The sequence below is a fragment of the Acinetobacter haemolyticus genome (assembly GCF_003323815.1).
Lineage (GTDB): Bacteria > Pseudomonadota > Gammaproteobacteria > Pseudomonadales > Moraxellaceae > Acinetobacter > Acinetobacter haemolyticus.
On sequence record NZ_CP030880.1, the window covers coordinates 1,604,964 to 1,629,516 of the forward strand.

The 24,553-nt window shown below is 40.1% G+C and carries 18 protein-coding genes; 4 read left to right on the forward strand and 14 right to left on the reverse strand.

The window, feature by feature from the left end:
- Window positions 1-42: 42 nt before the first annotated feature.
- From DS737_RS07325 to DS737_RS07355, 7 genes are all read right to left on the reverse strand, one after another.
- A complete protein-coding gene (locus tag DS737_RS07325; protein WP_005090269.1) occupies window positions 43-2,058 on the reverse strand; it encodes an esterase/lipase family protein in 2,016 nt (671 codons plus the stop codon).
- 113 nt (window positions 2,059-2,171) lie between these two features.
- Window positions 2,172-3,071, reverse strand: a complete 900-nt coding sequence (locus tag DS737_RS07330; RefSeq protein WP_005081200.1) for an ABUW_2363 family tetratricopeptide repeat lipoprotein — start codon at window positions 3,069-3,071, stop codon at window positions 2,172-2,174.
- Between the two features lie 105 nt (window positions 3,072-3,176).
- Complete coding sequence (gene cysE, locus DS737_RS07335; RefSeq protein ID WP_004639373.1) at window positions 3,177-3,998, reverse strand: serine O-acetyltransferase; 822 nt, start codon at window positions 3,996-3,998, stop codon at window positions 3,177-3,179.
- Window positions 3,995-4,831 (reverse strand): RNA methyltransferase, encoded by an 837-nt coding sequence (locus DS737_RS07340; RefSeq protein WP_113997205.1) that lies wholly within the window; start codon window positions 4,829-4,831, stop codon window positions 3,995-3,997. Before DS737_RS07340 ends, cysE begins: the two co-directional genes overlap by 4 nt.
- 13 nt (window positions 4,832-4,844) lie before the next feature.
- The gene (gene dnaE / locus DS737_RS07345) at window positions 4,845-8,408 is read right to left on the reverse strand and encodes a DNA polymerase III subunit alpha (protein ID WP_008941295.1); all 3,564 of its coding nucleotides are present in this window, start codon (window positions 8,406-8,408) and stop codon (window positions 4,845-4,847) included.
- Window positions 8,409-8,577: 169 nt separating this feature from the next.
- Window positions 8,578-9,645 carry an asparaginase gene (locus DS737_RS07350; protein ID WP_100833590.1) on the reverse strand — a complete coding sequence of 356 codons (1,068 nt, stop codon included), beginning with the start codon at window positions 9,643-9,645 and terminating at the stop codon, window positions 8,578-8,580.
- Between the two features lie 339 nt (window positions 9,646-9,984).
- Window positions 9,985-11,220 (reverse strand): pyridoxal phosphate-dependent aminotransferase, encoded by a 1,236-nt coding sequence (locus tag DS737_RS07355; RefSeq protein ID WP_004639369.1) that lies wholly within the window; start codon window positions 11,218-11,220, stop codon window positions 9,985-9,987.
- A gap of 154 nt (window positions 11,221-11,374) precedes the next feature.
- Between DS737_RS07355 and msrB the strand changes: the two genes are divergently transcribed.
- Together msrB and DS737_RS07365 are read left to right on the forward strand one after the other, a co-directional pair.
- Window positions 11,375-11,794, forward strand: a complete 420-nt coding sequence (gene msrB / locus DS737_RS07360) for a peptide-methionine (R)-S-oxide reductase MsrB (RefSeq protein WP_004639368.1) — start codon at window positions 11,375-11,377, stop codon at window positions 11,792-11,794.
- The gene (locus tag DS737_RS07365) at window positions 11,791-12,279 is read left to right on the forward strand and encodes a glutathione peroxidase (RefSeq protein WP_004639367.1); all 489 of its coding nucleotides are present in this window, start codon (window positions 11,791-11,793) and stop codon (window positions 12,277-12,279) included. The genes msrB and DS737_RS07365 overlap by 4 nt, the downstream gene beginning before the upstream one ends.
- 52 nt (window positions 12,280-12,331) lie before the next feature.
- Here the strand turns inward: DS737_RS07365 and DS737_RS07370 are convergent, their stop codons facing one another.
- From DS737_RS07370 to DS737_RS07380, 3 genes are all read right to left on the reverse strand, one after another.
- On the reverse strand, window positions 12,332-15,472 hold the full coding sequence (locus DS737_RS07370) for an efflux RND transporter permease subunit (protein WP_113997206.1): 3,141 nt from the start codon (window positions 15,470-15,472) through the stop codon (window positions 12,332-12,334).
- A gap of 1 nt (window position 15,473) precedes the next feature.
- Entirely contained in the window at window positions 15,474-16,664 is a 1,191-nt protein-coding gene (locus DS737_RS07375) for an efflux RND transporter periplasmic adaptor subunit (RefSeq protein ID WP_075315691.1), read from the reverse strand.
- 164 nt (window positions 16,665-16,828) lie between these two features.
- Entirely contained in the window at window positions 16,829-17,281 is a 453-nt protein-coding gene (locus DS737_RS07380; protein ID WP_004639361.1) for an Lrp/AsnC family transcriptional regulator, read from the reverse strand.
- A gap of 151 nt (window positions 17,282-17,432) precedes the next feature.
- Here DS737_RS07380 and DS737_RS07385 point away from each other — a divergent pair, with 151 nt between their 5' ends.
- Window positions 17,433-18,050: a LysE family translocator gene (locus tag DS737_RS07385; protein ID WP_113997207.1), complete on the forward strand. Its 618-nt coding sequence runs from the start codon at window positions 17,433-17,435 to the stop codon at window positions 18,048-18,050.
- A gap of 54 nt (window positions 18,051-18,104) precedes the next feature.
- On the opposite strand, the gene dapC is transcribed toward DS737_RS07385, so the two are convergent.
- The 4 genes from dapC to DS737_RS07405 all read right to left on the reverse strand — a co-directional run bounded on the left by dapC (window position 18,105) and on the right by DS737_RS07405 (window position 23,803).
- Complete coding sequence (dapC, locus tag DS737_RS07390) at window positions 18,105-19,274, reverse strand: succinyldiaminopimelate transaminase (protein ID WP_113997208.1); 1,170 nt, start codon at window positions 19,272-19,274, stop codon at window positions 18,105-18,107.
- An 80-nt stretch (window positions 19,275-19,354) separates the two neighbouring features.
- Window positions 19,355-22,021, reverse strand: a complete 2,667-nt coding sequence (gene glnD / locus DS737_RS07395; protein WP_113997209.1) for a [protein-PII] uridylyltransferase — start codon at window positions 22,019-22,021, stop codon at window positions 19,355-19,357.
- Between the two features lie 54 nt (window positions 22,022-22,075).
- Window positions 22,076-23,293 carry a formate-dependent phosphoribosylglycinamide formyltransferase gene (purT, locus tag DS737_RS07400; protein WP_171287606.1) on the reverse strand — a complete coding sequence of 406 codons (1,218 nt, stop codon included), beginning with the start codon at window positions 23,291-23,293 and terminating at the stop codon, window positions 22,076-22,078.
- Between the two features lie 120 nt (window positions 23,294-23,413).
- The gene (locus DS737_RS07405) at window positions 23,414-23,803 is read right to left on the reverse strand and encodes a tautomerase family protein (RefSeq protein WP_005080383.1); all 390 of its coding nucleotides are present in this window, start codon (window positions 23,801-23,803) and stop codon (window positions 23,414-23,416) included.
- Between the two features lie 271 nt (window positions 23,804-24,074).
- Here DS737_RS07405 and DS737_RS07410 point away from each other — a divergent pair, with 271 nt between their 5' ends.
- Window positions 24,075-24,539 (forward strand): hypothetical protein, encoded by a 465-nt coding sequence (locus tag DS737_RS07410; protein ID WP_004639355.1) that lies wholly within the window; start codon window positions 24,075-24,077, stop codon window positions 24,537-24,539.
- Window positions 24,540-24,553: the final 14 nt, after the last annotated feature.

Sequence of the window (24,553 nt, forward strand, 5' to 3'; positions counted from 1 at the left end):
TTAGAATCAAAAAAGCCCAAACTTTAGTTTGGGCTTTTTTATTTATTGCTTATACAAGCCATGATCAACAAGATGCTGACGAAGGATTCGACGTAACTCAAGTATTGCTTCAGGCGTTTCTTGAATAGAATGTCCGCCATGCAAAACTTTTTCTGAAACTGCTCCATCTAAGTGAGCACTTTTGTATGGAACGATTCCATCTGTGATGACATTTGGATCATCACTTTTAGTAATGTTGCCTAAAATAGAGTGGAACACTAGACCTTTTTCAGGTGGAACATCGGCAGTTAACTCCATAAATTTCGATTTTTTACTTAAATCACTTGGCCCATTTTGGATGACATCATTAGTCAGTGTTTTCACAAAATCTTTAAGATCCATATCATCACTGGTAAGTGTGTCTGCTAAAGTTGTGAGAAAAGTTGCAGGTAAACGGATAATTTTCCGCGCAGCTAAGGTAAACCAACGGTCAGCATAATCAGTTCCACGATGGGGCGACGCTAAGAAAACAGCTCGATTAAAGTTATGAATTGGTTTCATCTTTAATCGCTCACTAATAACAGGATGCTTTCTGAGCTGGGCTTGCTGACGGCTGGTCATCATTGCTAAAGCTTGTTTCGATAGATCTACATCGCTTACCAGTAAACGGCTAATGATACCGCCCATACTATGACCAATTAAAACAGCATCTTTTGCAGCAGCATCTCTAGGATTCAATGATGAAAAAGCCTGTTTCAATAATGCATAGGTCTGAAAGCGACTTTCTAAGATAGGCATATTGGTTGAATAGAAAACTTGCCATACTTGATAGTTTTCACGCAAAACTGGATCACCCATAATATCGTTGGTAACCGCAATCCATGCTTCAGGACTGCTCGCCAAACCATGTATTAATACGATAACTTTTTTATTCGGATTATAAGGTTCCAACATATAAAGATGCGGCATGGTGAGATGCTGGTCACGATCAATCAACGAAAGATAAGCAGCTGCACCTAGATTGTTTTCTGCTAACCATAGGCCGTAAGGCGCAGAAAAGTTTGCGGCAAGTGAGTATGCTTTGCCTGCGATATTGACTCTTTCAGTGTTGTAAGGATCATAAACTTTAATTTCAAAATTTGGGTTATTTAAAACATCTTCCACGCTGGCAGTTGCTTGTTTAGGTTGAGCAATGATCGTCGCTGCCAAATAACGTGCTTTATGAATATTTGGGTTGGTGCCATTTGGATATTTATAATTCAGAGGATCAAGAATATATTTATTTTCCCCACGATTGGCTTCTGAGGACGGGAAGACCGCCACAAAATCAGAACCAAAACCATCTCTGCGGTTAATGGCTCTTAACCCTGAAAAATTCATATTATAGCTAGAAACAAATTGTTCAAGCTGTTGAACATTTTGCAGGCGTTGATAAGATTCGATATCGATCGTATAGATACTTTTACCAATTTTAATTGTTGGGGTAATGGTTTTAGATGGATTTCGAAGACTGTGTACATTAACTAATTTGGTTAGTGCTTGATTATAGAAATCTCGAATTTGAACTTGTCGGTTATCAAAAATACGTTCTTGTGGTTGACGACTTGTTTTGAATAAATATGCATAGCTATATCGAATACTTTTATCTAAGGACTCAAGTTCTTGATCTAGACACTTTTCATAGTTTTGTTGAATGACTTTCTGTTCTTCTTCTTTACGATGTTTGCTTAGCTTGCTAATTTTACAATCCGAAGATTCAGATAATGACAATGCTTTAGCGAGATACAATTCGCTTGCAGTTGATAAGAGCTGTTCATCTAAAATTTGTGGGATTTTGTGTAAATCAGCGACACAGTCATTTGGTGTTTGGGTGCAGACTTTAGCTTCTTTACCAGACATGGAGAGGACATTCAGACTGGCTTCGCTTAATTTTTTATGCGTTAAAATGCTATTACGTTCATTGGCGATGGTTACATTTATCGCTTGTTGCTTTAGACTGACGACTTGGCAACCACTCACCATGATTGCACTGAGTAGACTAACAATAAATAAAGATTTATTCGGTTGAAATGCAAACATGATGGATCAGCACGGTAGGCTTGGATGTTATTTATAATACGAAAAATTAATGTTTTTTCAATGTAAAAAAAATAGACTGCTCAGGGCAGTCTATTTGTTCAAGAAATAAAAAATTAATTCATCACTTGCCACACGTTCCAGCGCTTACCAGATTCAATTTCACGAATTAAACGATCTGCGACTTCAGCCTCATCAGGGAACTTGATTTTATAGTTTCTGAGAGTTTGAATTGCATTTCTTTTTTGCTCTAACCATAAATAGTTGTTTGCAGCAGAAAGATATGCTTCTTGTACACCGCCTTTAATTGCTTTATCTAAATAAGGGATAGCTTCGCGCTGACCACCACCTTCAGACAAGCCAAATCCAAACCAGAAATTGGTTTCAGGATCATTTGGACTCATCGCAAGAATACGTTGTGCATAGTTTAACGACTTGGAGGTGTATGATGTTCCTAGATCAAGGTTGCGTGCCATGACGCTGGCTTTAAATGCACGCGATAATACATCAAATGATGCATTCGGTTTTTCTGCGAGCGCATCCAGCTTATGTGTGATTTCTTTGAGCTTAGTTTCATAACCTTTACGTTCTTGGCGTTCAGTAAAACGTGGCGGATAGTGACGCGCTTTACCTTCGACAAGCTGTAAGAAATCATCAATCTCAGTCACATCAACTTCATTTTCACCCGCAAGCACCGCATATTTGACATTACGTTGTTTACTATCGATCGTCGGAATAATAATTTTGTTTACATCTAAAGTCATTGATTTAGATGGATCACTTTGGAGAGAAACTACCATTTTAGTCACTGGTTGTGCAGCAGCTTCTTTGATAGCTAACTCAAAACTCGGTGGTGCATCGTATTGAATTGGATTTAAAGCATAGAATGCTGGAGTAGGATCAGGTTCTTTAAATACAAATGGCTCAGCAACATTTTCTTTTTTTGTTGGGGCTACGCCACAAGCCGTTAGAAAAGTGGTTGAAAGTACAAGTAATGCCAAGGGCTTAAAATTCATGATCTACATCCATTAATTTTAGTAAGAGGATAAAAATGATTGGTTCCGCTAGTCTAGGAAAAGCGGAACCAACTTGCAATGTACGAGATGTTATATTTTTTTAACTTACTCGGTTTTAAAGGTTGTACTTTGCGCTTCACATTCACGACGTACTTCTTCGATGATTTTTAATTCTTCTTTACTATATGGTTGAGTTTTAGAATTCTGACCGTTAAAAGTCGGATCAAGCAGAGATAGTCTTTGGCAAAGTGTATTCATACGCTTTTCATTCTTTTGCATGCGATCAAGCAATACCCGAATGCCTTCTAGAATCGGATCGGATTGATCTTCCGTTGTCGCATACGGTTCGAAACCAATACTCTCTGCATAATCACGTCGCAAAGCTTCTTGTTCTGTCTGTTCTTTGGTGTTTTGTTGTTTAAAGATATAGCGGGCAGGACTACCCACCGCAGTAACGCCTGCTGGAACTTCCTTAGTAACAACAGCATTCGATCCAACTTTCGCACCCTTGTGAACTGTGAAAGGGCCTAAGATCTTCGCACCTGCACCAACCACCACACCATCTTCTAAGGTTGGATGACGCTTACCTTTATTCCATGTGGTACCACCCAGTGTAACGCCATGATATAGGGTGACGTCATTCCCAATCTCAGCAGTTTCACCAATCACGACCCCCATACCATGATCGATGAAAAAGCGTTTACCAATTTTTGCACCAGGGTGAATTTCAATACCAGTGGCAAAACGGCTGAAAGAGGAGAGTAAACGTGCAGTCCCTTTAAACTCTTTTTTCCAGAGTTCATGCGCCATACGATGCATGATTAATGCATGAATTCCTGGGTAAGTGGTTAAAACTTCAAGCGTATTGCGTGCTGCAGGATCACGTGCAAATACAGCCTCAATATCTTCTTTAAGCTGTTTAATCATTTGTTATGATCCTCCGATTGAGATTTTTTCCATGAACCATTTGCCAAAGACTGTACACGACTAAAAACACCGCGTAATAAATGATATTCCATACGATCTAATTGTATCCTTCCGAATAAACGACGCAAGCGTAAAGGGAGTAAACGGGGATTATCAGGATCTAAAAACTCAATTTCAGTCAACATTTTCTCAAAATGAGGATAAAACTCTTCCATTTGCTGTTGGGTTACAAGCGGTTCGTCCCATTGCATGGTTTGCTGTTGTTTAAGTTGCATTTGCTCATTTGATGTGTCAACCACTGGACTGATTTGCTCCAGTGCCGCCATTCTTAACTCGTAGCATACAACTTGAATGGCTTGTGCGACATTTAACACACCATATTCAGGATTTACAGGAATTGTTAAATGATAATTGGCGAGGGCGAGCTCCTCATTTGTCAGACCACGGTCTTCACGACCAAAAACAATAGCAATGTTTTGCTGTTGTGACGCCGTGTGAAGTGCTTCTTTTGCTGCTGGTCTTACATCTAATAATGGCCACGGTATGGTACGACTACGAGCACTGGTTCCAAACACCAGATGACAATCTTGAATCGCTTGTTCGAGTGTTTCTACAATGTCGATATGTTCGATTAGATCTTGTGCGCCTGCCGCCAAGGCATCAATATCTGGGTGAGGATATGTTTTAGGTGCGACTAAAACTAATTTGGATAATCCCATGGTTTTCATCGCACGTAAAGCGCTACCAATATTTGCAGGGAGAGTTGTATTGACCATAACAATACGGACATGATCCAAAGGTTTGGTCATATTATTTTGCTCAAACTGATTCATATATCATCCAAATTTAAGAATATTGAGAAACTTCGGCTTGATAAAGATCCAAGGCTTCATCCATAGACATATTTTCAGGAGGTGTTGCGACAGTGCTAACTTTAGGTTTTTCAATTGCTTTGGCAGCTTTTGATTTCACTTGATATTCGATGAAAATAGCATCTTTTCCAAAATAATCACGTAATTTAGCGAGTAATTCATCTTGAGGGGCAACTTTCCATTGTGGTCCAAGATGTAATTCAGCATAGGCAAAGCTTTGCTCAATTTGTAACTGTAAACCAATATGTTGACTCATATCGACATTACAATACGGAAGCAGAATAGCTTGTAGATCTTTGGCTAAGGATTTGGTCATTAAATCAGGGCTTAGCTGTACTTGAATACTTTGAGCACGCTTTTGGCGGATGTCATTTAAACTAAATGCTTTGCTTAAACGGGCCATTGGGCGATCATAACCTTCACGTTCATAGATTTCGCCTTCGACTACAACGACTTGTTCGAGTCGAACAATATCTTTGTAACGTTGGAAACGTTCATGATTGCAACTGATTTCTACACGTGCAGTGCCATCATCTAAGGTAATCATAATTCGATTCGGGAAGTTAGCAATATCTACGACTAACCCTGCAAAAACAGTTGTGACCCCTCGACGTGTCGGTGTAAGTTCATTTAATTTGGCTGGAATAAAGGCTTTTAACTCTTGGCGATAAACATCAATCGGATGTCCTGTCAAATACAGTCCGAGCGTATCTTTTTCACCTTTTAAACGAACTTCATCAGACCAAGGCTTCACAGGTTTGGCTGGTTTTCGTTGAACTTCTTCAACTTCACCAAACAGATCCATAATTCCTGTTTCTCGGTTACTACGTGCTTGCTCAGCTGCTTGTACGGCTTCTGGAAGTTGCGCCATCAAGCTTGAGCGTTCTATGCCGAGACAATCTAATGCACCGGCACGGATAAGCGCTTCTAAGGTACGTTTGTTAATCTTTTTTAGGTCAATACGATGACAGAAATCGAATAAGTCTTTATATGGACCTTCTTTAATGCGTGAGTCGATCACAGACTGCATTGCCTGTTCGCCAACACCTTTAATCGCACCTAAACCGTAGACAATGGTACGTTCATCACTGGCATGGAAATGATATAAGGACATATTTACAGACGGAGGAAGTACTTCTAACTTATTGTTACGGCAGTCATCAATCAAGAACACGATACTGTCAGTGTTCTGCATTTCCGATGATAGTACCGCTGCCATAAATTCTGATGGATAGTGTGCTTTTAACCATGCGGTATGATAAGCAACCAGTGCATAGGCAGCCGCATGTGATTTGTTAAAACCATAGCCTGCGAACTTTTCCATGTAGTCAAAGATATGATTGGCTGTGGCTTCATCAATATCTTTTTCAGCAGCACCTTTAATAAAGATTTGGCGTTGCTTTACCATTTCCTCAGGTTTCTTTTTACCCATTGCTCGACGAAGTAAATCTGCACCACCCAAGGTGTAACCCGCACAGAATTGTGCTGCTTGCATGACCTGTTCTTGGTAAACCATGATGCCATAAGTCGGTTCTAAAACGCTTTCGAGTAATGGATGTAAATATTCAAACTCGCCACCGTGCATACGATGAATAAAGTCGGGAATTAGATCCATTGGACCCGGACGATATAAAGAAACGAAGGCAATAATTTCTTCAAATTTACTTGGTCTTGCTTCTTTAAGCATTTTTTTCATGCCGACGGATTCAAACTGGAATACCGCAGTCGTATTCGCTTCAGCAAAGACTAAGTATGCATCTTTATCGTCTAAAGGGACATTTGCAATTTCGAGTGGAGTTTCAGATTTGATTCGTTTATTAATATTCTGAACGGCATCCTCGATCACCGTGAGGTTCCGTAAACCCAAGAAGTCAAATTTGACGAGTCCTGCTGCCTCGACATCATCCTTGTCATATTGCGCTACACGGTTGGTACCATCTGGATCGCATAACACCGCAGAGTAATCGGTAATTTTTCCGGGAGCGATAACTACACCACCCGCGTGTTTACCTGTATTTCGTGTGATACCTTCAAGTTTAAGCGCCATTTCCCAGATCTCAGCCGCATCATCATTGTCTGGGTTGGATGGATTGGTAACGATATCTTTAAGTTGCGGCTCCATATCAATCGCAGTCGCTAGATCAACGCCAAGTGGTTTGGTTGGCACCATTTTTGAGATACGGTCCGCGAGTCCGTATGATTTACCCAAGACTCGTGCAACATCTCGAATAGCACCTTTTGCAGCCATGGTACCAAACGTTGCAATTTGGGAAACAGCTTGGCGACCATAGTTCTGCGCAACATATTCAATAACGCGATCTCGACCTGCAATACAGAAATCGACATCGAAATCGGGCATTGAAACACGTTCAGGGTTCAAGAAACGTTCAAAGAGTAGGTCATATCGGAGTGGATCGAGGTCGGTAATTTTTAAACTATATGCGACCAGTGAACCTGCACCAGAACCACGTCCCGGCCCGACAGGTACCCCATTGTTTTTTGCCCATTGGATGAAGTCCATAACGATGAGGAAGTAGCCGGGGAAACCCATTTTTAAGATGATATCAACTTCGTATTTGATTCGTTCATCATAGGGTTTTCGAATATCTTCCCAATCCTCATCACGCTCTGATATTGGATAAAGATGGTTTAAGCGCTCCTCTAAACCTTGACGAGACAGATGCTCAAAATAGGTATCAATGGTATAACCATCAGGGATAGGGAAGTCTGGTAAGAAATAGGTTCCGAGTTGGAGTGCTACATTGCATCGCTGTGCGACGTAATATGTATTTTCAATTGCACTTGGAATATCTGAGAAAAGTTCAGACATTTGTTGCCCAGTTTTGAAATATTGTTCGGGACTATAGTTTTTGGGACGTTTATCATCACCGAGTACATAACCATCCGCAATGCAAACACGGGCTTCATGTGCGTAAAAGTCGTCTTTTTCAATAAAATGAATGTCATTATGCGCAACAACACCAATTTGGTATTTTGCGGCGAGTTTGACTGCTTCTTGGATAAAGTCTTCTTCACCCGCGCGTTCGGTACGTGTTAATGCTAGATAAACACGGTTACCAAATTTTTCTATCCATGCTTCTAATAACGGTTCAGCTTTTTGTGGGTTTGAAGAGCAGAGCATTTTACCCACATCACTGTGTTGCCCAAGCAAGATAATCAAGTCTTCAGATTGTTCGAGTACCCATTCTTTTTGGACGCAAGGAATACTGAGTTGTTGCCCCTCGATAAAACCGCGGGACACAATTTCAGTCAGGTTTCTCCAACCTGTATTGCTCATTGCTAATAGTGTGGCGCGATGTTCAGCATCATTGAGTCGAATGACGCTGCCTAAAATCGGTTTAATTCCTTTCTTAAGGCATGCTTCATAGAACTTCACTGCAGCATGTAGGTTTGACAGGTCAGTTAATGCCAGAGCAGGCATTTCATCGTTTATAGCAGCTTTGACCAAATCGGGTATGCGAACAATCGACTCTGTAATCGAAAACTCTGTATGAATACCAAGATGAACAAACTGCATAGATCTATCCTTAACGCGACCGCCGATTATTCTAACACGCTCTGTCTATGGCTGTTGTCTAATATTTTTGCAATAAGATCATATCTGCTTTGTATTCGACTCAGAAACTAAAAAACCGATGTATATGCGATTTGATCATATACATCGGTTTAGTCGTTATGGACGTAAATTAATACTCCCAGAACATCCGTTGAATTTCTTTTGCATCATTGGTTTTAGTGAGTGCCAATGCCGCGAGAATGCGTGCTTTTTGTGGATCAAGATCATGTGCAGCTACCCAACCATATTTATCATCAGGTTGTTCAGCATTACGTAAAACAAAACCTTGAGCCACACGAGAAGAACGGATAATTTGAATCCCGTTATCATTGTGTAGTTGTTGTAAGGTTGGAACTAAATATTTTGCAACAGATCCATTACCCGTACCTGCGTTGATGATTGCTCGTGCTCCAGCTTTTGCATAAGCAAGATACGCATCAGGTTTCATTGAGTCTGAACCATATACGATTTGAACAACGGGTAGCTGTTCACCTTTAATCTGTTCAATATTAAATTCTGATGCTTTGGTATGTCGTTTAATACTGTTTCTAAACCAATATGGTTTTCCTTCAACAACTGTTCCTAATGCCCCCCATTGACTAACAAAGGCATTGGTATGGATATTTATTCCTTTGGTCACATCTCGTGCAGCAAAGATTGAGTCATTCATCAGTACCAGTACGCCTTTATTTTTTGCTTCATCAGATGAAGCAAGGGCAACAGCACTATATAAATTAAGTGGTCCATCCGCAGAAAGAGCAGTAGATGGGCGCATTGAACCAACTAGAACAATCGGTTTGTCAGTATGGATAACAAGATTTAAAAAGAATGCAGTTTCTTCAAGTGTGTCTGAACCATGTGTAATCACGATCCCATTCACAGATGGTTTTTTAACTAAATCATTGACTTGACGTGCCAGCGATAAAAGCTCTTTATCGGTAATGTTTTCAGATGCAATTTGTAGGGCTTGGATACCACTGACATTTGCTAGATCTTTAATTTGAGGAACTGAGTTAATTAGTGTCTCTACAGGAACTTTTGCTGCTGTATAGGTTGCACTATTGGTTGAGCTCGCGCCTGCACCTGCGATCGTGCCACCTGTCGCCATAATAACGACATTATTTTTTGCATACAATGAAACTGAAGCTGCAAGTAGGGTACATGCTAATCCTAATGATTTAACCGTTTTAATCATCAATCACAATCCTGTTTTTTAGTTTTCCACCGAAGTGCTATGTCAAATCCGACATGACATCGGGAGCTATTATTTGAAGTTTTAGCATTTAAATCATTGGCAAAATTATTTTTTATTAGACCTTTGTCTAGAGTAAAAGTAGATTTGATTAAAGATTTAAGTGACTGAAGTGGTTTGAAAGAATTTTCTTATTAATTTAAATAATATTAGGTACTTATTTTAATTTTTTTGGGGGTTTAATATAGGTGCATCATCTTGGTGCAATTTTGTGTAATGACAGACGAACTATTCTAAAATTAAAAAAAGCAATGTCTTGTACAGACATTGCTTTAATTTTTTTGCTTAACGACGTGTGGCTAGGAAGCGACCTAAGCGGTTAATTGCTTCACGAAGCTCATTTTCTGCAGGTAAAAATACCACACGGAAATGATCAGGCGTTGGCCAGTTAAAGCCTGTACCTTGCACGAGTAAAACCTTTTCTGCTTTTAATAAATCAAGCATTAACGCTTCATCATCTTCAACTGCGTACACTGTTGGATCAAGTTTAGGGAAACAGTACATTGCACCTTCTGGTTTAACACAACTTACACCAGGGATTTCGTTTAGCATTTCCCACGCAATATTACGTTGTTCATACAGGCGACCACCTGGACGTATTAAGTCATTGATCGATTGATAACCACCCAAAGCTGTTTGAATCGCATATTGAGCTTGATGGTTCGCACATAGACGCATCGAAGCCAACATGTCTAGACCTTCGATATAATCAGCAGCACGGGCCTTGTTACCTGTAATCGCCATCCAGCCTGCACGATAACCTGCGATACGATATGCTTTAGATAAGCCATTAAATGACACACAGAGTTGATCGCCAGCCAATGCCGCAACTGAAACGTGTTCTATACCGTCATATATGATTTTGTCGTAAATCTCATCAGCAAATAAAATCAAATCATATTTTTTTGCCAAAGCAACGATTTGCGCCAAAACGTGACGAGGGTAGACTGAACCTGTTGGGTTATTTGGATTGATTACCACGATCCCACGTGTATTGGGCGTGATTTTACTCTCCATATCGGCAATATCGGGATACCAGTAGTTTTCCTCATCACATTTGTAGTGAATTGCTGTACCACCAGACAGATTCACTGCCGCTGTCCATAATGGATAGTCAGGCATCGGAACTAACATTTCATCGCCGTCGTCTAGCAAGCCTTGCATTGCCATAACGATAAGTTCTGAAACACCATTTCCAACATACACATCGTTGACGTGCATATCAAAGATGCCTTTCTGTTGGTAGTACTGGCAGATTGCCTTACGTGCAGGGAAAATACCTTTAGAATCGGTGTAACCAATTGCATTGGGTAAGTTTAAAGCAACGTCATTGATAATCTCTTGCGGTGCTTCAAAACCAAATGGTGCAGGGTTACCGATATTGAGCTTAATAATTTTGTGCCCTTGTTCTTCCATTTCATTGGCGGCTCGTAACACAGGTCCACGAATGTCGTAGCAAACATGCTCGAGCTTAGATGATTTCTTAATTTCTCGTGGCGTAGTGTTACTGATAACGGACATAATTCCATCCAATGTTTTGTAAGTTAAGAAAAAATAGATTACCGAAAACGCACAATCTATTTTGAAATTTCGCTAGAAATTTATCAAGGACTAGCGTAAATATGGAAAGCATGAAGCATGACATTGAATCTCATAGATTTAAAGGAGTTTTTTCATGGGAAAAGTCAATAAAACTGACCGAGAATGGCAAAGAGAGTTATCACCAGAAGAATATCGCATTACCCGTAAAAAGGGTACTGAGCCAGCGTTTACTGGACAATATTGGAATAGTAAACAAAAAGGGATTTATGTATGTCGTTGCTGTGGTGCGAAATTATTTTCTTCTGAAACTAAATATGACAGTGGCTCTGGTTGGCCAAGTTTTTATCGACCGATTGATAATTTAGCCATAGAGGAGCATGACGATTCTTCACATGGCATGGTTAGAACAGAAATTGTTTGCCATGATTGCGATGCACATTTAGGGCATGTGTTTGAAGATGGCCCAGAACCGACTGGATTACGCTATTGCGTAAATTCAGCATCATTACAACTTAAAACAGAAGAAAAAAATGACGAGGAAACTTACCCATGAGTAACATTTATCAGTTCGAAGCTGAGTTGTTAGAGGGAGAAATAAAAGCACTTTCTGATTACAAAGGAAAGGTGATGCTGATTGTGAATACAGCAAGTAAATGTGGTTTTACACCACAATTTGCGGGACTTGAGAAACTTTATGAAAAATATAAATCTCAAGGTTTAGAGGTATTAGGTTTTCCATGCAATCAGTTTGGTGGACAAGATCCAGGTACGAATAAGGAAATAGGGGCATTCTGCCAGCGCAATTATGGTGTTAATTTCCCCATGTTTGCCAAGGTAGACGTTAAAGGACCTGAAGCACATGTGATCTTCCGTTTCTTAACCCGTGAGGCAAAAGGAATTTTAGGTAGTCGTAATATCAAATGGAATTTCACTAAGTTCTTAGTTGGACGCAATGGTGAAGTTCTGGGTCGCTACGCACCAACAACTAAGCCAGAAGCTTTGGAAGCGGATATTGAAAAAGCATTAGCGAAGTCATAGATATTCCTATTGTTAAAAAAGACGGTAATGAAACCGTCTTTTTAATTTTTTACTAGGAAGTTTCTGTTGGTAAGGGTTTATTCTTTCTGAAGTTAAACAGCTTTTGATGAATATCATCAATAAATGTGTAAACTACGGGAATAACCAACAAGGATAAGAATGTACTGGTGATCAATCCGCCAATTACTGATATTGCCATGGGTGAGCGGAAACTCGGATCAGTTCCCACACCTAAAGCAATAGGTAACATTCCAGCACCCATCGCCAATGTGGTCATGATAATCGGTCGTGCACGTTTATGGCAGGCATCGAGTAAGGCATTGAAACGAGAGTAACCCTTTTCATTACGTGCAATGATGGCGTAATCAACCAATAAAATAGAGTTCTTACTTGCGATGCCCATTAGCATGATTAATCCAATTAGACTCGGCATGGAAAAGCTACTTTTTGCTAAAAGGAGTAAGACGAAAGCGCCGCCTAATGACAATGGTAATGCTACTAAAATGGTGATCGGCTGTAAGAAATCTTTAAATAAAAGTACTAAAACCACATAGATACACAATACGCCTGTTAGCATGGCGAGACCAAAGCTAGAAAATAACTCTTGCATAACTTCTGCATCACCAATGTTAGTACGTGTCACGCTCGGTGGCAGATTTTGCATGGTCGGTAATTGGTCAACTTGGGCTGCAATATCACCTAAAGGCTGGTTGTTAAGTTCAATATTTAAATTGATATTACGCATACGATTAAAGCGATCAATTTGCGAAGGACCACTTTCAATATTGACTTCAGCAATAGTGCCGAGCATGACTGGGCCACGACTACCTTTGACAATAAGACGTTTCATCAACTCTTGATCCTGTCGAGCTGATAAAGGAAGTTTAATGACTACGGGAACTTGCCGTTGCGATAGATTTAGTTTTGCCAAGTTTTGATCAAAGTCACCCGCAGTCGCAATCCGAAGTGTCTCAGCAATATCGTAGGTGGTAACCCCTAGATCAGCGGCTTTTGCAAAGTCAGGACGGATCACTAGTTCTGGGCGAATTAATGCAGCACTTGAATTTACACTACCGATATTCGGAATCGTACGTAACTCTCTTTCCAATTGTCGAGCTGTTGAAATCAGTGCTTCGGGATCATCACCTGAAAGAGCCAATTGATATTGACTGTTGTTTCCAGCGATACCGACTTGAATCCTTGCACCTGGGAGAGGGGCAAGCCTTTGTCTGATTTGATCTTCGATTTGCTGAAGACTTGCACTACGATTTTTACGTTCAGTTGTTTGAATGGTTAAGGTTGCTTTACGTGGTTCAGTTGATGCACCACCAGCAAAGGGATCTGTACCTGCTGCACCGCCACCGATGGTAGTATATATACTTTTAATTTCAGGATGATCTTTAATTAAGTTGCGGGCGTATTCTGCAGTTTTTAATGTATCAGCAAACTGTGAACCCGGTGTTAATTCTAAGCGTACTTGGGTTTGTCCAGTATCTGGAGGCGGAACGAAACCAGTTGGTAGTAATGGAATAAGCATCAGTGAACCGATAAAAAACAGGATTGCACCAAATAAGGTGATCCAGCGATGGCGAATACACCAAGTCACCAATCGCATATATCTGCGCATGACTTGTCCATCATTTTCACGATCTTTGGCTAGTCCGGTTTCTCCTTGGTCATTTACAGAGCCATTCTGTAATGGGTGATCAATTTTTCCCACCCAAGGTTTTAGAATATAGGCTGCCATCATTGGGGTTAGCAAACGGGCCACAAGCAACGATGCAAAAATAGCAAGTGATGCTGTCCACCCGAATTGCACAAAGAATTTACCTGCAATACCACTCATAAAGGCGGTTGGTAAAAAGACGGCGATTAGGGTAAACGTTGTAGCAATGACTGCAAGACCAATCTCGTCAGCAGCCTCCATCGCCGCTTCATAAGGTGTTTTGCCCATCCTCAGATGCCGAATAATATTTTCAATTTCTACAATTGCGTCATCGACTAAGATGCCGACAACCAAAGACATAGCCAATAAGGTGACAATATTTAAAGTAAAACCTAGATAATACATGCCAATCATGGCAGGTAGAATTGAGAGTGGTAAGGCCGTTGCAGCAATAATTGTTGCGCGCCAATCACGCAAGAATAACCACACGACAAGTACAGCTAACAGGGCACCTTCATAAAGTAGTGCCATTGAACCTTTATAGTTTTCTTCAACAGGTTGAACAAAGTTAAATGCCTCGGTGATTTCAAGATCAGGATGAGATGCTTTGAGTTTATCCAATGCAAGGATAACGCCTTTTTCAACATCAACTTCACTTGCGCCTTTGCTACGCGTGATTTCAAAACCGATCACTGGTTTTCCATTCAATAACGCAGCTGAGCGTCTCTCTGCAATACCATCACGAATTGTCGCAACTTGATCGAGCCGGATGTGGCGGCCGTCACTGAGTGCAATATCCATCGCACCAATTTCTGCTGCTGTTTGTACTGTAGCGATTGTACGGATCGACTGTTCACTGCCACCTATTTTGGTTTGTCCGCCTGAAGCATCTTGTTGGAGTAGACGTAGCTGACGACTGATATCGGTTGCCGTTGCATTGAGTGCGAGTAATTTTTCAGGATCTAACTCAACTTCAACTTGTCGTGTGACACCACCAACACGTGATACCGCACCAACTCCTTTCACTTGGAGCATGGCACGTGAAATATCATAGTCGACAAACCATGAGAGTGCTTCTTCATCCATTTTTGGAGATTGGATGGTGTAAGTTAAGATGGGTGAGCCAGATAAATTAATTTTACTGACAATTGGATCTCTTAAATCCGCAGGTAAATCTGAGCGTACTTGAGAAACCGCATTCCGTACATCATCTACGGCTTCTTGGAGTGGTTTTTCTAGTTGGAATTCGGCTGTGACGCTCACTACGCCATCTTGAATATTGGTATATTGATTTCTGAGGCCTTGTAAAGTTGCAATCGAGTTTTCAATTTTACGTGCAACTTCCGTTTCCAATTGTGGGGGAGCCGCGCCCGGAAGTGCTGCCGTCACGGTTACCATTGGAAGTTCAATATCGGGGAATTGTTGGATTTTCATCCAGTGAAAACATAACAAACCCGCTAAACCCAACATGATAAATAGTAAAATACTGGGAATCGGATTACGAATTGACCATGCAGAAACATTCATCTTAACGCTCCTGCTGAGTAACAAGTTTTTGACTAAGCGGTGTATCAGGAATTTCTTTCGCGATGCTCACGAGATCTCCATCACTTAAAAAGCCTGTACCCGATGAGACAACTTTGACATTTGCAGGTAAATCTAGAATCTCAACACGATTACCTAAACGACGTCCTATGGTTACTTTTTGCTGAGTCACACGGTTATGACGGTCAACTGTGAAAATGTAAGTAAAACCATCACGAAGTAATAATGCACTTTGAGGCAGAGTAAGTGCCGATTTTTCTCCCAGATTAAATTCACCCTTAACAAACATACCCATACGAACAGCTTGTGTCGAAGGTAAATCGACATACACAATCCCATAGCGTGTTTGTGGGTCGATAACAGGTGCGATCATTCGCACTTTACCTTTAATTTTCGGTTGAGTAGGGTCTGGAGAAATAATTTCAGCGTCCATACCTTGTCTTAGTTTATAGAGATCGGTTGTGGTTACTTCAGCCCGCCACTCTAAGCGGTGATCTCTAATTAACCTGAATAATTCTTGTCCTGTTTGAGCTAAAGACCCGACAGTTGCACTACGAGCAGAAATCACGCCGTTATCAGGGGAAACAACTTTGGTTTGGGTTAAACGCAATTCATTACTTTCAATTTGTGCCTTGGCTGCATCTAAGCGTGCTTGGGCGGTCGCTTGAGATGTTTGATATTGCGCAGACTCTTGAACTGAGATAGCGCCAGTATTTTTTAGCTGCTGAACACGTTTAAGATTAGCTGCTGCATCTGCAAGAACTGCTTGAGCTTCTGCATAACTGGCTTTGGATGCTGCAAGATCTGCACGAATCGTATCGCTATTTATTTCGGCTAAAACCTGTCCACGTTTAACCTGATCACCAACGTTAACATTGACTCGAGTGAGACGTTGACCAGATAACTCACTACCAATTACCACTTCTTGCCATGCGGCGACATTGCCATTGGCAGTAAAGCTTTGTTTCCAGTTTTGTAATACTGGCTCAACGACTGTTACTGTGAGTGCAGGTTTTTGCTCCGTCTTTTTAGCTGTGTTAGGCGGACTGTCGGTTGTAGATTTTTTAGTAGTCTCAGTAAACCTTAAGGTAATGAGAATAATGACCAAACCAACGATGATTGCAAATAAAAGCCAAACTTTTTTATTGGTTTTTTGAGAAGTTTGAGAAGCCATCTTTCCATAGTCATCAAATTGTGTGATGGCTAAGTATAGACCAAGATTTCAACAGATGGTCAAGTGTTCGATGACAGATTTCAGTCTTGCCAGTAAACATTGGTAGAGGACGGTTTCTTTACCCTATCTATATGATATTCATTCGTTTTATGAGGTTTTTTGGGTTAAAGTGGCAATAAACGATTAAATACCACATTTTTCATGACAATTGTGGAGGTGAGGCGTTGTACGTTAGGTAGGGCTGACAAGCTATCATCATATAATTTTTGGAAACTTGCTAAGTCTTTGGTGACTACATGTAGGAGGTAATCTGGATTGCCAAATAGACGTTGAGCTTGCGTTACATTTGCAATTTCACTGACTTTTTCTTCGAAACTAGATAATGCCTTTTTGTCCCCATCTTTTAAAGTGACGAAAATAATTGCTGAAAAGTTCAAACCAATTTTGGATGCTTCCAAATCTGCATGATAGCCTTTGATAATTCCTGATTCTTCCAGTGCTTTCACACGACGATGACATGGAGATAGGCTGAGTCCAACTCTTTCTGCCAATTCAGTGATAGATAATCGTCCATTTGCTTGTAGTTCAGCAATAATTTTCTTATCAATGCGATCCATTTAGAAGAAACTACCTTTTAATTTTAAATGTATAGAAGTAATTAGAATAACATTTTAATCATAAAAGCCTACTATCTCAAAGCAATATTTATCAATTGGTATAAATATCAAAGCTGAAAAGTGACATGTTATTGAGGAATAGGGCTGCTTTATGGAATTAAGTGTGATATTAGCTTTTTGGAGTGTTTCAATTCTATTTGTGCTTACACCCGGTGCAGATTGGGCGTATGCAATTTTGGCAGGTATTGAGGGAAAGTTTGTTAGTACCGCCGTTACAGGATTGATTTTAGGGCATTTGATTGCAATTTTATGTGTTGCTGCAGGTGTAGGCTCACTCTTAAACCATTTTCCGATTCTACTGACGGTAATGACAGTGTTAGGTGCGGGATATTTACTGTGGATGGGAGTTCATCTGTTATTGCAGCCAGCAACTATTTCACACACTGATGGACAAAATCAATCATTAATGAATGCTAAAGCATGGTTGATTAAAGGTGTGGGGATTAGCGGTTTAAATCCTAAAGTACTTCTTTTGTTTTTTGCGTTGTTACCACCATTTATACATCCGAAAATGGCACTTTCTCCAATTGTACAAATCATGATGTTAGGGATGATTCATTTACTGAGTTGTGCTGTGGTGTATATGTTGGTAGGTGTGGCAGCAAAAAAATTATTGAGAACACGGCCAACAGCAGTAAAAATTGTGAGTCGTATTTCAGGTGGCTTGATGGTACTAATTGCTTTAATTTTAGTGGTCGGGCAAGTTTGAGAAAATGAAAATAGGAATCTATAGATAGATTATAGATTCCTTTGGTCATCTAAATTAAAGAATTGATTTTAGTCGTTTGACCACTTCTTCACATTGTGCCAAATCTGCAACCAACGCCATTCGAACATGACCTTCGCCTGGGTTACCTTGTTCAGTATCTCGAGAAAGATAACGACCAGGCAAAACTTTAATGTGGGCTTTTTCCATGAGCATTTTGGCAAAAGTTTCATCATTATCTACTTTTAACCAATAATAGAAGCCTGCATCTGGTTTTTGTAAAGGTAGCAGATGACCAAGCTCAGATTGGAATAAATCAAACTTAGCACGGTATTGTTGACGATTCTCTTCAACGTGTGCTTCGTCATTCCAAGCTGAAATGGATGCTAATTGATGCTGAACTGGCATTGCAGCGCCATGATAGGTGCGATATTGCAGATAAGGTTTTAATAAAGCTGCATCACCAGCCACAAAACCAGAACGCATACCCGGCAAGTTGGAACGTTTAGAAAGTGAGTGGAATACGATGCAATTCTTGTAATCATCACGTCCCATTTCTGCGCAAACTTCTAATAGTCCAACAGGTGCTTGATCAAACCAAAGTTCCGAATAACATTCATCAGATGCAATCACAAAATTATATTGATCTGACAAAGTGATTAATTTTTTAAATTGGTCTTTTGACAGTACGGTTCCCGTTGGATTACCCGGTGTACACACAAACAATAATGCTGTTTTTTCCCAAACTTCAGCTGGGACGGCATCAAAATCGCCTAAATAGCCATTTTCTTCATTGCAATTGATGAAATAAGGTTTAGCACCTGCAAGTAGTGCAGCGCCTTCGTATATTTGATAGAACGGATTTGGCATCACGATATAAGGTTGATCTTCACGTTTGATGAGTGATTGCACAAACGAAAAAATACCTTCACGTGTTCCAGAGACAGGCAGAATATGATCTTCTGCACTGATAGTGTTCAATTGAAAACGGTTTGTTAGCCATTGTGCAATACTTTGGCGCAACTCTGGTAAGCCTTTACTATTTGGGTATGTAGATAAATGTGCGAAATTATCAATAATGGCTTGTTTAACGAACTCGGGTGCTGGATGTTTTGGCTCACCAATTGAGAGTGGAATCAATGGTAAGTTGGCAGGTTGCACATCTTTAAAAAGTTGATTTAACTTTTCAAAAGGATAAGGATGCAATAGAGACAAGCTTGAGTTCATTTAAACGTTACCAAAAGTAAGAATGAAAAGTTCCCCCTTTTGAAAAAGGGGATGCGGAGCTACAACTCCGCAAAGTGTTTTTAAGATGGATTACAAATTTGATTAGAAGCCTCATCCAATGCTGCTTTTAATGTTTCAGCAAAAGTCTTTACTTCTTCATCGGTGAGCAATACACCATTTTTCTTGGTGACAAAGAAAATATCTTCTGCGCGCTCACCAAGCGTTGCAATTTTGGCAGAATGAATATCTAAGCCTTGCAACATGAATAATCCACCAATACGAGCCAATAAGCCCGGTTGATCTAGTGTTGAGATTTCAACCATATGCTGTTGTAAAGCAGGGTTGAGTACAATATCAACCGTGTTTTGTATATCAAAATGACGTAAATGACGAGGAATACGACGTTGCATGATACCCGGATATTGATCAGGGTGACTCAATGCCTCAACTAAAGCAGCTTTAACTTTGCGCTCTCGCTCTGGGTCGGTCAATAACGTCCCAAAGCGATCAAGCACCAAATAAGTATCTAAGCTAAAAGCAGTAGATGCTGTAATAATTCTAGCATCTTGAACATCGAGATTCATACGATCAAGAACAGCTACCGTTGTTGCAAATAAGTTCGGTTGATCGCGTGTATAAATAAAGATCTGAACCGCATCATCAGCAGCGTTACGGTGCGCACGGAGTAGAACCAAAGGTTTTGGATTATCGCCATGTTGTAATATTGCTTGAGTGTGCCATGCGATTTCATTGGCTGACTCTTTGACAAAATATTCATCACCAAGCTCTTGCCAAACTTTTTCAACTTCGGCGAGGGAGAAATCATTAACCAATAATTCACTGGCAGCAAATTTGGTGTCTTCAATCAGCATTTGGTAATCAACAGGACGACCCAAACCAGAGCGAATCACATCACGTGAATAAGTATAGAGTTGACGCATGAGCGAAGCGCGCCAAGTGTTCCATAGTTTTGGATTGGTTGCATTGATATCTGCTACAGTTAGTGTATAGAGATAATCAAGATGCTCCATATCACCGATTTTTTCAGCAAACTCCTTGACTTCATCTGGATCAGAAATATCTTTTTTCTGCGCCGTGAGTGACATGAGAAGGTGATTATTGATCAACCATGCAACCAGTTTACACTCGCGTTCAGTAAAACCATGGGTACGGCAGAATTCGATAGCATCGAGTGCACCGAGTTCACTATGATCACCACCACGCCCTTTTGCAATATCATGGAAAATTGCGGCTAGATAAACAATGTCATGGCGTGCAATTCGTTGGAAAACGGAGCTTACAACAGGGAATTCTTTGGCAAATTCAGGTTCTTTAAAGCGACTTAGATTACGTAGTAGCAATAAAGTATGTGCATCGACGGTATAAATATGGAATAAATCGTATTGCATTAATCCGGTGATTTGTCCAAAAGCTGGAATGTAATTACCCAATACACCATAACGTTTCATTGAAACCATTGTTTCATATAGACGATGCGGTGATCGAATAATAGACATGAATAGTGCTTGGTGTACAGGATTGTCACGGAAACGTTGGTCAATACGTTTTGCAGCAAGTACTAACAAACGTAGAGTACGTGCACGTATACCGGTAATTTCAGGTCGGTTTGCCAGTAAATAGAATAATTCTAAAATAGCACTCGGTTCTTCTGAGAACACTTTGTGATGTTGTACTGCTAATTTGCCATCTACGATTTTAAAACGTTCATTAATATCGATAATGTGACGTTCATAGTCTGGTAAACGAGGGGTAATCACGGATTCATTAAAATACGCCAGTAGCATTTCATTCAGGGTAGAGACCTGTTGCGCTGTGCGATAATAACGCTTCATGAATTGTTCAACTGCAAAGTTTACAGGTTGACCTTCTTCTCGCACATAACCAAATTTTGCAGCAATATCTCTCTGATATTCAAACAATAAGCGGTTTTCATCACGTTTGGCGAGACGATGTAAATGGGTGCGAATTTCCCACAAAAAGCTTTCCGCTTCTTCTAATACAGCTAGTTCGAACTCAGTAATAAAACCAAGATGTACAAGATCATAAATACGGTTTACACGGAAATGACGTTTTGCAATCCAACCAATTTGATTAATATCTCGAATACCACCGGGTGCATTTTTAATATCAGGTTCTAGATTACTTTCTGTATTGTTATGTTGAGCATAGCGTTTTGCTTGTTCTTGCATTTTTGCGTCATAGAACGTTTGATCCGTCCATGTTTGCGCAACAATTCGACGAGGCCATTTTGCAAGTTGTTCATTGCCGGTAATTAAGCGAGCCTCAATCAATGTTGTTGCAACGGTTAAGTCATTACTCGCTTGTTCAACACAGTTTTGAATGGTGCGGACACTAATGCCCGGTTTGAAGTTGCCAACATCCCAAAGTGATGAAATAAATGTGGAAATAAGTTTCTCTTGATCTTCACTTATTTCATCTTCAGATAAAATCATGATATCCGTATCGGAATACGGAAGCATCTCATGGCGACCATAACCACCAACAGCAAATAAACCCAATTCAGTTTGATCTAATCCAGCATGATTCCAAAGGAATATAAGTGCTTCATCGATAGAATTTGATCTTGCTTTGATGACATCACGAATCGACTGACCATTTTCATAGCTCTCTTGTAACTGCTTTTCTACATCTGTTCGCCATTGATTAATAGCTTGAATATCATGATGACTGGTCACGTAGTTTAGCAATGGAGATGTATTGATCATGAAAATGGGTCTTCTATCAAAGTCCCTCTTGATTGCAAGAGGGGTTAGGATTATTTAAGCGTTTGTTTCTACACTCACTTGGTCAGCTGCTTGTTGTGCTAACTCACGTGCCAAATCTGTGGTTTCAGCACGTGCAGTCGCGACACCCATGCGACGACGTTTAAAGCCTTCTGGTTTACCAAAGAGACGCAAGTCCGTGTTTGGGTTTGCTAAAGCAAGATTTACGCCAGAGAAGCTTAAGTTGTTTGCATCCACACCTGCATAAATCACTGCGCTCGCAGCAGTACTATGACGTGCTGTATTCACAGGTAAACCTAAGATTGCACGCGCATGTAACTCAAATTCACTTTGAAATTGAGAAGCTAAAGTTACAAGACCAGTATCATGTGGACGAGGAGATACCTCACTAAACCAGACTTGATCACCTTTGATGAATAACTCTACACCAAAAATACCACAGCCGCCCAATGCTGTAGTGACTTTATTGGCAATCCGTTTTGACTCTTGTAATGCAGTTGCTGTCATCGGTTGAGGTTGCCAACTTTCTACATAATCACCAGCATCTTGACGGTGGCCGATTGGATCACAGTAATGAGTCTCGATTTCACCTGTTTCAGGATTTTTGGCGCGGACTGTCAGTAAGGTAATCTCAAAATCGAAATCAATTTGCGATTCAACAATAACTGTGCCTTGATTGACACGTCCACCTTGCATTGCATATTCCCATGCTGCATCAACTTCATTGAAGCTTTTTACGCGAGATTGACCTTTACCAGATGAAGACATTACAGGTTTAACAAAGTTTGGATAGCCAATATCATCACAGGCAGCTCGGAAGCTTTCAAGGGTGTTGGCAAAACGATAAGCGGAAGTTGGTAAACCAAGTTCCTCTGCTGCTAAACGACGAATACCTTCTCGGTTCATGGTCAAGTTAACGGCTTTTGCAGAAGGAATTACAGTTGCTATTTCATTTTGTTCAATCTCAACGAGCACTTCAGTTGCAATCGCTTCGATTTCAGGAACAATTAAATTGGGTTGAATTGTTTCGATGAGTTTTTTTAATTCAGTAGGATCAGCCATATTGAGCGTATAAGCGTAATGCGCTACTTGCATTGCAGGTGCATGATCATAACGATCTGCAGCATGGACTTCGACACCTAAGCGCTGTAGAGAAATAACAACTTCTTTACCTAGCTCTCCAGAACCTAACAGTAAAACCTTAAATGCAGAAGATTGAAGTGGAGTTCCTAGAGTGACGCTCATGCGAATAATCCTATCCTGAGTAATTTGTGTTTAAGCATAGCAGAACTTTTTACGGAATTAAGCTTGTGTTAGACAAAAAACATGGTTTTTGTTAGACAAAAAAGTGTGAACTAAATACCCGCAATCTGCTTAGACATTGACATCATAATTCAGTTCTAATTCATCAGCATTTTTTCCACGAATCCCCCAATGATTTTTCGGTGTTTCAAAAATAGTAATTTCAATATCTTGTGGTGATATATCACACAAGTTTTGGATATTTGAAAATATGGTTTGAATGAGTTTTTGTTTTGCCTCGATTGATCGGCCTTCAAACATGGAAATTTCAATAATGACGTAATGATCGCTGCGATCATCTGGATAAACAAAGTTTTCTGGTTCCATAGGAATAAAGCGCTGAAACTTCTTTTCAATTGGATAAGCTAAACTTGTCACTAATGCTTGATGAATGGCTTCAGACAATCTCGGTCTAAATTGCGTGATCGTTTGATTTAATGCATAAATTTTTATTTGTGACATAAGTAATTTACTCCATAAGTTATAACAGTTTATGTAAGATTTGAAATGATGCTTTATACCTTCTTTATTCTTTTTCACATATTGAGAGTAACAAAAGAAATTGTTGTTAAAAGATGATGATTGGGAGGAGCTAATTTAAGAGAATAAGTCAACATACTACATCAGTCTAGTCATTGGTTCGCTGGTATGATTGATAAATCAGTAACAAAGATTGAGAATTATTTCTAAATTGACTAGCATTAGTCGCAAAAGTTTTGGTGACTGTTTTCAGATGTTAAAGAAAAAAAGCTGTATCAGCGCAATGGTGTTATGTACCCCCTTATTACTTATTGCATGTGGTAATGGGAATAATGAACCTGAAAAAAAGGTTGAGATCAAACCTGCGCCGAAACTGACAAATGATGCAACTGCATATGCAAATGCAGCTTGGCAATTAATCAATGAGATTGATTCACTTGTTTATGACAAGAAAATCGATGAAATAGAAGAAGAAGTAAGAAAGCCGCTGCGCCAATTGAGTACTGATTGGCGAATCAATGTCAAAATGACCGATTCGGTTACTGAAGGAAAATACGCGTTGTGCCGAAAAGCGCTTACTAGTCTAGATAGTTGGGCTAGAGATGTGCTCGCCAATGCCAACAGCGCAACTCAAAAGCAAGCAGACTATGAAAGAGACAAAAACCAGTGTAAAGGTGCGATTGATAATCCAGCACTAGGGAATACCTCGCCCAAATAGTTTACTATTCCTAA